The sequence below is a fragment of the Pseudonocardia sp. genome, assembly GCF_025465255.1.
GTDB lineage: Bacteria > Actinomycetota > Actinomycetes > Mycobacteriales > Pseudonocardiaceae > Pseudonocardia.
This window is the reverse complement of record NZ_JAODNI010000186.1, coordinates 1-9,781: the sequence shown is the minus strand read 5'-3', so window position 1 is coordinate 9,781 and position 9,781 is coordinate 1. Positions and strand designations below refer to the sequence as shown.

The window sequence follows — 9,781 nt, the reverse complement described above, 5'->3', positions numbered from 1 at the left end:
CTCGTGGTCGGACTCGACGAGGACACCGGCGAGGTGCTCACCCGCACTCCGACCGGCGAGTACCCCGACGGCCTGGCCTATGACCCGCGCCGGGGCGCGATCTGGACAACGAATGAGACCGGCGGTTCCGAGACCGTGATCGACGCCGTCACCGGAGCAGCGCGCGGCACGGTCGCGCTCGGTGGGGAGGTCGGCAACGTCGCCTACGATCCGACTGGGGATCAGATGCTCGTGGCGGTGCAGGGCCATGACGAACTCGCAGCCATCGACCCGGCAACACTCGCCGTCACAAGACGGGTCCGGCTACCCGGCTGCGAGCACAGCCACGGGCTGAGCCTGGATCCGGGCGAGCGGACGGCCACCCAGCGCTCCTGGAAGCAGCACCCACTGCCTAGAAGCGCTGCGGTGCAGGCCCCGCTTCAGCTACTGCTGCTGTGCTCGTGCCGCCTGTTCTTCTGAAGCGTTCACGACCTGCACCTGGTCGTTGATCTGCAGGTAGCTGAACCAGGCTTCGGCGTCAGCGGGCTCGAGATGGATGCACCCACCGGACGATCGAGCGGGGTCACCGCTGTGGAAGGCGATGCCGCCGTCCTGGAAGAACACCGACCAGGGCATCGGAGCCGGGTCGCCGTTGGGCAGCCGGGACTCCTGGCTCACGTGGTCCTTGTCCTTGCGGTACACCCGCAACGAGTGCCCGACCGGGGTCTCCTCGCCATTGCCGCCCGAAGCGATCGGCACCGGACCGCGCATGATCTTCCCGTCCTGGATCAGCCAGGCCCGCTGCGTCTCCAGATCGACGCACGCCTTCGCGCTGACCGAGCACGGGGTGCCCTCCGCGATCGGCTCGCGGTGAGCCGCCGCCGCCGCGGGCGACTCGGCGAACGCGGGCCCGGCCACCAGCCCGGTGGCCAGAACAGCCAACCCCAGCCCGCCCACACCCAAAAGCCGCCGCGTCCCAGTTCGTCGCACCCTCATCGCCCTGCTGCTCCTTGCCGCGTTCGCCCCCGACCGCGTCCGGCATGACGGTCGTTCCTCACTAGGTAGACGTCCGCGCGTCAGACAGGTTGCCCAGCGGGGTGATGCGCTTACTCCCCGGCGTCGCGAGCGTTCGAGGTGCACGCGCAGGGCGCAGTTCACGTCTTCGACAGCTTCGAGTGCGCCATGCACCGCATGGCGCCGGTGTGCGAGCACTGCGGGTGCAGGATCATCGGGCGCGGTGTGCAGGCTGGAGGCCGGTTCTTCTGCTCCGCACAGTGCGCGTCCAATGCCGAGGACCGAGGCGAGGCGCTGGCCGACCGGGCGTGAGCGCCATTCGGACGCGGAAGGAAGTGTTCAGACGCGCCGATGAGCTGGGCCTTCTCGCCCCGGCGCTCAACGAGCACGACGCCTGCCGTCGGAGGGCCCGCCGCGACTGCACCCCGATGTCCGTCCGGTCCCCGTGCCCGGTACCGGCCTCGAAGAGGCGGACGTCCGTCGGCTCCGCGCTGGTCATCGCCGGCTCCCGGGACGAACGGCACCAGGTGTTCCAGAACCCCTCGCAGGGGGCGACCGCCGCCGGAAGTCCCCGTTGAAGCAATCGCTCTCACCGGCCTGCCCGAGGCCATCACCAGCGGGTTCCCGCACACCGTGGCCTCCTCGTATCACCCGGCGTGGAGTTCCGGGATGATCAGACTCAGCAGGCTTCCGCCGAACGGCGCGAGGACCCCGAACACTCCTGCCGCGGTCTGCTTCAGGGAAGCGTCTCCGTGAAGGAAACGCCGCAGCCGATTCCGGTCCCCCAGCCACTCATCGGTCGGGAGGCCGGACTCGGGTAGCGGATAGACGGCCTGCACCAGCTGCGCGACAAAGCTGCGCCAGGCGACCACGAACGGGACGTAGACGAGAGCCGCGACCGCGGTGAGGAAGCCTCCGAGCACCAGCAGCCAGGCGCCGGGTACCTGCGCGGGCGAGTATCCGGTGGCCAGCAGCGCCTTACCCGGGAACCCGATCGCCAACATGGCCGTCGTGCCGATGACGACCAGACCGACGAGGCACTGTTGCGAGTACCCCACAGAGCGCGGAACTCGTGCATGGCGTCGCCGGAGACCGGTGGTGCGTCCCGACGCGGGGGTACCTCGCGCAGGTCCCGCAGCCGGAGGTAGACGAGCCACAGGCCCAGCACCGCGGGTCCGGCTGCGACCAGACCCACGATCAGCAGCAGCCACCCTCGCGCCGCCAACGCGAAAGGCAGAGGCGGCGTCAAGGGCACGGCGAGGAATGCCCGCAGTAGCACGCAGACAGCCACCGCCAGTGCGACATAGAGCACCGGCGGTGCCCATCGCATCTTGCTGCCGTGGCCCGGCTTCCACGCCCGCCCCAGACGCCAGAGTCGTGCGGACATGACGAGCCACACGAGCATGTCGGCCGCCGCGACCAGCGCCCAGACACGGGCTATCACCGAGTTGGGCCCCGGTGGCATCACCCGCCACGAGTGAGCACTCGTCTTGACCTTCATCGAAGCCGCCAGCTCGAGGCGGCTCATGCCTGTCAACGTCGGTCGAAGACCGACCCCCGGGGCACGCGTGGTCGGGCGCTGCCAGGTCGAGGGATGCCACACAGGCACCCGCGCTGGCTGAGTAGATCCGGCGGCCAGCCGCGTCGAGGACCCGCGGCCGGGCAGTGGGGTGGTGACCGCGGGTCGGAGCGCTGCTCGACGGCGTCCGGTCGACTGCTCTACGGCATCCGGTCGGCGGGGCGAGCTTCTGTGGGCCGCCCGACGGTAATCACCCTCGCTGGGTGATGCGGCCGGCGTCAGCGGCCGGGCACCGTGCTCCCTGCCGAGGTCGGTCGCTGCGTGGAGGCCCTTCGCGGGGCGGCCGGCCGCTGCTGTCCGCGGTACCGATCTGAGGGAGAACCACGATGGCAACGGACCGGCCGAACGTTCTGATGATCCTGGCCGACGATGTCGGCTGGTTCGATGTCGGCGCCTATCATCGCGGTTTGATGGGCGGTCGAACGCCCAACATCGACCGCATTGCCACCGAGGGCGCGCTGTTGACCGACGCGTACGCCCAGGCGAGCTGCACGGCCGGTCGGGCCGCGTTCATCACCGGGCAGCTGCCGGTGCGCACCGGTCTGACGACCGTGGGTATGCCGGGCGCGAAGCAGGGACTTCAGCCGGAGGACCCGACGCTGGCCGAGCTGCTCAAGCCCCTGGGCTACGCCACCGCCCAGATCGGCAAGAACCACCTGGGCGACCGGAACGAGTACCTGCCGACCGTCCACGGCTTCGACGAGTTCTACGGCAACCTCTACCACCTCAACGCCGAGGAGGAACCCGAGCAGCCCGACTACCCCAAGGACCTGCCGGTCTTCCAGCAGCTCTTCGCCCCGCGGGGGGTCCTGGATTGCCGGGCCACGGACGTGGACGACGCCACCGAGGACCCGCGGTTCGGCCGCGTCGGTAAGCAAACGATCAAAGACACCGGGCCGCTGACGCGTAAGCGGATGGAGACCGTCGAAGACGACCTGCTGGCGCACTCGCTGGACTTCATCGAGCGCGCCCACCGGGACGACAAGCCGTTCTTCCTCTGGCACAACACCACCCGGATGCACGTGTGGACGCACCTGTCGGAGCGGTGGCGGGACAAGACCGGGTTGGGCCTCTACGCCGACGGGATGCAGGAACTGGACTGGGTGGTCGGCGAGCTCCTGGCCAAGCTGGACACCCTCGGCATCGCCGACAACACCATTCTGATCTTCACGACCGACAACGGTGCGGAGAAGTTCTCCTGGCCCGACGGCGGCACCTCGCCGTTCCGCGGCGAGAAGGGGCTGGGCTGGGAGGGCGGGTTCCGGGCACCGTTCGTGATCCGCTGGCCTGGCAAGATCCCGGCTGGTCAGGTGCTCAACGGCATCGTGTCACACGAGGACGTGGTACCGACGGTCATGGCGGCGGCCGGTGTGCCCGACGTCAGGGACCGGCTGCTGGAGGGCTACCAGGCCGGCGACAAGCAGTTCCGGGTCCACCTCGACGGCTACAACCAGCTGCCGTACCTGACCGGGGAGACCGACGAGTCACCGCGCCACGAGTTCTTCTACTACGGCGAATCCGAGCTGTTCGCGATCCGCTACAACAATTGGAAGGTCCATTTCCAGGTCAAGGATGACTGGTTCGCGGGGGCAACGGTCAAACCCACGATCCCGCGGCCGGTCAACCTGCGCAACGATCCGCTCGAGCAGCACATGGACGCCCCGTCCTACCCGGTCTATGCCGGGGACAAGCTGTGGACGGTCATGCCCTCCGCCTACCTGATGCAGCAGCATGCGGCGACGTTCGAGGACTTCCCGCCGCGGCAGGCGCCGCCCGACTTCAACCCGCAGGGCATGGTTGACGAGATCTTCAAGGCGGCGGCCCAGCGTCAGGGCAACTAGATGGGCGACCGCAGCGTCGAGGCGTCCCGCAGCCCGTCGGGCATGACGATGCCGACCACCGTGAACGACCGACCGGGCGAGGGCCCCGCCGGGCGGGGGGACGGCCCGGGCTGCCACGGGGGGACCGGCGCCCCGGGCCGGGCCCCGTCGGGCATGGTCGTCGTGCCCGACGGGGTGTTCCGGATGGGCTCGGACGCGCACTACCCGGAGGAGGCCCCCGCGCATCGGGTCGCCGTCGACGGGTTCTGGATCGACACCTGCGCGGTGCGCAACGCCGACTTCGCGCGGTTCGTGCGCGCCACCGGGTACCGCACGGTGGCCGAACGCCCGGTGGAGGCGGCAGCGTTCCCGGGTGCGCCCGCGGAGAACCTGGTGCCCGGGTCGCTGGTCTTCCGGCCCACCGGGGGTCCGGTCGACCTGGGCGACCTGACCCAGTGGTGGGGGTGGACCCCGGGTGCCCAGTGGCGGCGCCCGGAAGGCCCGGGCTCCACCCTGGCCGGGCGGATGGACCACCCCGTGGTCCACGTCGCCTTTGAGGATGCCGCCGCCTACGCCGCATGGGTGGGCGAGGACCTGCCGACCGAGGCCGAGTGGGAGTACGCCGCCCGCGGGGGTCTCGACGGCGCCGCCTACACCTGGGGTGACGAGGTGCGGCCGAATGGCCGGCTGCTGGCCCACTGGTGGCACGGGCAATTCCCGTGGCAGAACACCCGCGAGGACGGCTTCACCGGCACCGCGCCGGTCGGGTCCTTCCCGCCCAACGGCTACGGGCTCTCCGACATGGCCGGCAACGTCTGGGAATGGACCCGCTCCTGGTACACCGAGCAGCACCCCGCCGACGCCGCCTCCCCCTGCTGCGTGCCGCGCAATCCTCGCGGCGGCACCCGACACGACAGCTACGACACCACGCAGCCCGACAACCCGGGACGGCCGCAGTTTCGGACACCGCGGCGGGTCGTCAAGGGCGGCTCCTTCCTGTGCGCCGACAACTACTGCCGGCGCTACCGCCCCGCCGCGCGCCGACCCCAGATGGTCGACACCGGCACCAGCCACATCGGCTTCCGCTGCGTCGTCCGCTTCGCCCCGTTGACCGAGGGAACGCCATGACCGACACACTGACCGAGACGGCCCTGCTGCAGTCCTGGAACCCGGGCCCCACCCGCTCCGCCCTGCTCACCTTCCTCGAAGCCGCACGCGACCTGCCCCCGGAACGCCGGGTCGCGGTCTTGGACAATGACGGCACGCTGTGGTGCGAGCGCCCGCGCTACATTCAGCTCGACTTCTTCCTCCACGAACTGCGCCGGGCCCAGAGCGAGCGCCCGGAGCTGGCGGAGCGGGCCGAGTACCGGGCGCTACTGCACCAAGACCGGGCCGCCATCACCGCGCTCGGCCTGTCCCGCATCGCACTCGCGCTGGCCGAGCTCTTCGCCGGGCTCACGCCGGAGGAATACGACACACGGGCCCGCGAGTTCGTCACCACCCAGATCCAGCCCGAGCGGAACATCCCCTACACGGGAATGGTCTACCAGCCCATGCTCGAGCTGCTGGACGCGTTGCGCGCGCACGGCTTCGGCGCCTTCATCGTGACCGGCGGCGGAACGGAATTCGTCCGTGCCATCAGCCGACAGCTCTACGGCGTCGACCCGGAAGGCGTCGTCGGCACCGCGGTGACCTATGAGCTGCAGCGTCGCGACGGTCGGCCCGTCCTCGTCCGGACCACCGAGCTGGACGGCGACCCCAACGAGGGCCCGGCGAAGATCTCGAACATCCAACGCCACCTCGGCCGCAGACCGATCTTCGCGGCCGGTAACTCGGCGGGCGACCGGGACATGCTCGAGTACGTGACCGCCGCCGAGGGCCCCTCGCTGGCGCTGCTGGTCGACCACGACGACGCGGAACGCGAGTACGCCTACGCCAGCAAGCCCGCCTCGTTCACCGAGGACGAGCCGATCCGGCAGGTCGCCCGCCGGCTCGACTGGACCGTGGCAAGTATCGCCCGCGACTGGACGCAGGTATTCCGCTGAAGATCATGCCCGCAGCCCTCGGTTCTCGCGCCGCGCCGGGGTCCACCGTCCCGGGGGTCTCGCTCCTGTGCCGCTCCTGGGGGATGCCTCGGGGGCTCGAGCAATGACGCGCGGTCACCCGGCCGCGGGTGGCGACGCGACGGTCCAACCGGGCGATCGTCGGGTCCTGCGGTGAGGGCGTCGAGGGCGGGAGTGACGATGGGTGACAGGGCTCCGGGGCTTCCGAGGTCGGCCGGTCACGCGACCGGCGGTGCGGCCCGATCGCCATGTTCGACTCGGGGCAGGGCTAGAAGATGACCTACGTCGAGATCATGGATCGGGTGGCGCAGGCCTTCGAGCTGGTCGGCGCCGCGATTCTCGTGCTGGGCCTGACGTGGGCGTTTGTCCTTGCTGTAGCAACTTGGCGGCGAACGCGGCATGGGCGAGACGCCTACCAGACCTTACGGGAAGCGTTCGGGGGAGCGTTGCTGCTCGGAATAGAAGTGCTGGTGGCCGCTGATCTCATCCGGACGGTTGCCGTCGATCCGTCCTTGCAGAGCGTGGCTGTCCTCGGGCTGATCGTACTGATCCGGACGTTCCTCAGTTTCTCTTTGGAGATCGAGATGGAGGGCGTCGTGCCGTGGCGCAGAGCGCTGGTCGGTGGAAGCAGGCAACTGTCTGGGGCCAGTGACGATGTTCCGGCAAGGCGAGACGGATCAACTGGTCAGGCCAGCCGCCGCTGAGTTGCCCGGCCGTTTACCTGTTGGTCGGCCCGACCGGCGACAACCCTCACTCCTCTGACCGCTGGGTCTTGTTCTCACCAGCTTCACCCCGCAGCTCGAGCTGCTTGTGCGCGTAGGCGTAGGCCTGGCGGACGCTGGGGAAGGCGCGCAGGTCACGTGTCGCGCCGTCGCGGTACGGATTGGCCTGCAGCGTCGCCAACACCGGTGTCCGCACGCGGGCGAGCAGCAGTTCGCAGCCGCGTCCGTGCAGGTCGAGGGTGAGTTCGGCCAGGTTGTCGGCGGCGCTGGCATCCAGGTAGAAGACCGCCTCGGCGTCCAGGATGAGGTACCGGAGATCGGGCTGACAGGTCGCTGTCAGCGTGCGGATCCGGTCCGTGACGCGGCCGATGTTGGCGAAGAACAGGGGTGCGTCGACCCGGTAGATGAGCACGTCGGTTCGGGGAAGCTGGTGTTCGTCGACCTCGCGGGCCGGTTCGTCCGGATTGGTGACGGCGAGGACCGAGTCGTGCGGGTACGCGGTCCGGCGGAGCATCTGACCGGCGGCGAGCAGCACCGCGATCAGCACGCCGTACAGGACACCGAACACGACCACGCAGGTCGCGGTGAGCAGTGCGAGGACGGCCTCCCCGCGCCAGCCCCTCCACAACCGCAGGAACCCCGGCACGTCGATGAGCCGGGGCACGGTGAGGGCGAGGAGGGTAGCGGCGAGCACGGTGAGTGGGAGTAGGGCGAATATCGGTCCGCCGCTGAGCAGAGCGAACAGGACGACGACGACGGTTCCCATCTGGAACAGCTGCGAGTGGGCGCCGGCGCTACGCGCCGATTGGCTCTTGGAAGTGCTTCCCGAGGGGGCGAACCCGCCCAACACCCCGGAGGCCACGCTCGCCGCACCCAGGGCAACCGACTCCCGCCCGAGCGAGACGCGTCCCGCGCCCGGGTCCGCCGTCGCGCGGATCGCAGAGACGGTCTCGACAATCGCGATCAGCGCCATCCCGGACGCGGCCGGGAGCAGCCCCCACACCTCCGCGCCGGTCACCCCGGTGATCCCCGGCAGGAGCGCGCCCCCGATGACGGCACCGACCACGGCCACGCCCCGCTCTCCGAGGCCGAAGACGGCCGAGGCCACAATTGCCGCGACGACAACCATGAGCGAGGCCGGTACCGGGGTCCGGTACCGCCGCAGCAATAGGAGCGCGGCGACCGCGCCCAGACCCACCATCGCCGTGACCACATGGGCCTGCCCCATGTGGGTGAGCACGTACCAGAGCTTGGGCAGTGCTCCCTCGCCCTTGGCCGGCACACCGATCAGGACACCGAGCTGTCCGGCGAAGATGACCACCGCGGACCCGGCCAGGTACCCCAACATCACCGGCTCGGAGAGCAGATCCGAGATCCGCTGCATCCGCAGCAGCGGCGATGCGACGCACAGCAGCCCCACGAGGACGGCGAGGCACCCGGCCAGCGCGGCCGCCTTGCGCGGGTCGCCGGCGGCGGGGCCGTGGACCGCCGCGAACGTCATGATGGCCAGGGTGGACGACGGAACCACCACGACGACGCGGGTCGAGGTGACCAGGCTGAACGCGAGCGCGGCTCCGACCGCGGTGTAGAGGCCGGCGGCCGGTGTCAGCCCCGCCACCTGACCGTAAGCCAGTGCCTGCGGAACGAGTGTGGCCGCGATGCTGAGCCCGGCCACGGCGTCGCGGCCCAGCGCGCGCTTCGAGTAGCCGCGCAACTGGCCGATCAGCGGGACCGCGTCGGCGAGGGAGAACCGGTCGGCGCCCGCTCTACTCGGCCCCCCGCCGTCGGTCACGGTCTGCCCCCGGTCGGCGGAGCGGGGCGCTCGCCCGCCGTCGCGCCCACCTGCTGCGCGGCCGCGCTGCTGCTCATGCCCGCCCACCCCCGGTTCTCGCGCCGCGTCGGGGTCCACTGTCCTGGTCGGGGTCCACTGTCCTGGGGGCGGGGGTCCGCGTCCTCACCCTCTGCGGGCGATGGCTCGATGCCCCACGGATAGACGCTGGCTGAGCTGGTGCAGGTGGGCGCACCGGTCATAGGGTGGCGGGCCGGCACCCTTCGTCATCGCGGCTCTGCGCAGGTGCCCGCCCCGGACTCGACATCCGGCGGATGACGGCGCTCAGCACGGCGTACTTGCGGCCGCCCAGCCACCTCAATGACAGGTCACCCGTGGCCAGCGGTAGTTGCCGGGTTAGTGGTCAGGCGGGTGCGGAGGGCCTCGATCTCGTGATCGGCGGCGCCGAGTTGGCGGTGCAGCTCGGCGAGTTGGCGGGCGTGCTCGGTGCGCGGCGTTCGGCCGCGGTCGAGAGGTCGGCGCGGAGCGCCCGGAGGGTCTCGGGGTGTTCGGCCGTGGCCTGGTGTCGGGCGTCGGCGGCGTCGCGGCGGATCCGGTCGAGCTCGGCCTGGTGCTCGGTGCGCAGCGCCGCCATCGCGGTGTCTCGTGCGGCCGGCTCGATGCGGTGGTCCTCGACGAGGCCGCGGCGCTGCGCCCGTTCCTCCTCGAGGGCGGACTCGCGGGCGCGCTCGGCGGCCGCGGCCCGGTCCGCCTCGACCGCACGCGCGGCGGCGGCCCCGGCGGCGTCCTGCGCCTCGGCCGCGCGGTCCTCGGCG

9 protein-coding genes and 1 pseudogene are annotated in these 9,781 nt (G+C 70.8%); 6 read left to right on the top strand and 4 right to left on the bottom strand.

Features of this window, described 5'->3' with window-relative positions; genetic code table 11:
* Positions 1 to 459 (top strand): annotated as a pseudogene (locus tag JWP64_RS22620) (hypothetical protein); the annotation flags it as partial.
* Here JWP64_RS22620 and JWP64_RS22615 read toward each other — a convergent pair.
* A complete protein-coding gene (locus JWP64_RS22615; protein ID WP_297500539.1) occupies positions 424 to 936 on the bottom strand; it encodes a L,D-transpeptidase in 513 nt (170 codons plus the stop codon). The pseudogene JWP64_RS22620 and the gene JWP64_RS22615 overlap by 36 nt on opposite strands.
* Positions 937 to 1,113: 177 nt before the next feature.
* Between JWP64_RS22615 and JWP64_RS22610 the strand changes: the two genes are divergently transcribed.
* Positions 1,114 to 1,305, top strand: a complete 192-nt coding sequence (locus JWP64_RS22610; RefSeq protein WP_297500536.1) for a hypothetical protein — start codon at positions 1,114 to 1,116, stop codon at positions 1,303 to 1,305.
* 335 nt (positions 1,306 to 1,640) lie between these two features.
* Here the strand turns inward: JWP64_RS22610 and JWP64_RS22605 are convergent, their stop codons facing one another.
* Positions 1,641 to 2,051: a hypothetical protein gene (locus tag JWP64_RS22605; RefSeq protein WP_297500533.1), complete on the bottom strand. Its 411-nt coding sequence runs from the start codon at positions 2,049 to 2,051 to the stop codon at positions 1,641 to 1,643.
* 847 nt (positions 2,052 to 2,898) lie between these two features.
* On the opposite strand from JWP64_RS22605, the gene JWP64_RS22600 reads away from it, so the two are divergent.
* From JWP64_RS22600 to JWP64_RS22585, 4 genes are all read left to right on the top strand, one after another.
* A complete protein-coding gene (locus JWP64_RS22600; protein ID WP_297500530.1) occupies positions 2,899 to 4,413 on the top strand; it encodes an arylsulfatase in 1,515 nt (504 codons plus the stop codon).
* Positions 4,414 to 5,520: a formylglycine-generating enzyme family protein gene (locus JWP64_RS22595; RefSeq protein WP_297500526.1), complete on the top strand. Its 1,107-nt coding sequence runs from the start codon at positions 4,414 to 4,416 to the stop codon at positions 5,518 to 5,520.
* Positions 5,517 to 6,437 (top strand): HAD family hydrolase, encoded by a 921-nt coding sequence (locus JWP64_RS22590; protein WP_297500522.1) that lies wholly within the window; start codon positions 5,517 to 5,519, stop codon positions 6,435 to 6,437. The genes JWP64_RS22595 and JWP64_RS22590 overlap by 4 nt, the downstream gene beginning before the upstream one ends.
* Before the next feature lie 293 nt (positions 6,438 to 6,730).
* Entirely contained in the window at positions 6,731 to 7,159 is a 429-nt protein-coding gene (locus JWP64_RS22585; protein ID WP_297500518.1) for a DUF1622 domain-containing protein, read from the top strand.
* A gap of 46 nt (positions 7,160 to 7,205) precedes the next feature.
* Here the strand turns inward: JWP64_RS22585 and JWP64_RS22580 are convergent, their stop codons facing one another.
* Both JWP64_RS22580 and JWP64_RS22575 read right to left on the bottom strand, forming a co-directional pair.
* Complete coding sequence (locus JWP64_RS22580) at positions 7,206 to 8,969, bottom strand: SulP family inorganic anion transporter (RefSeq protein WP_297500515.1); 1,764 nt, start codon at positions 8,967 to 8,969, stop codon at positions 7,206 to 7,208.
* Between the two features lie 400 nt (positions 8,970 to 9,369).
* Positions 9,370 to 9,781 (bottom strand): hypothetical protein (locus tag JWP64_RS22575; protein ID WP_297500512.1); only part of this gene is annotated, 412 nt, incomplete at its 5' end.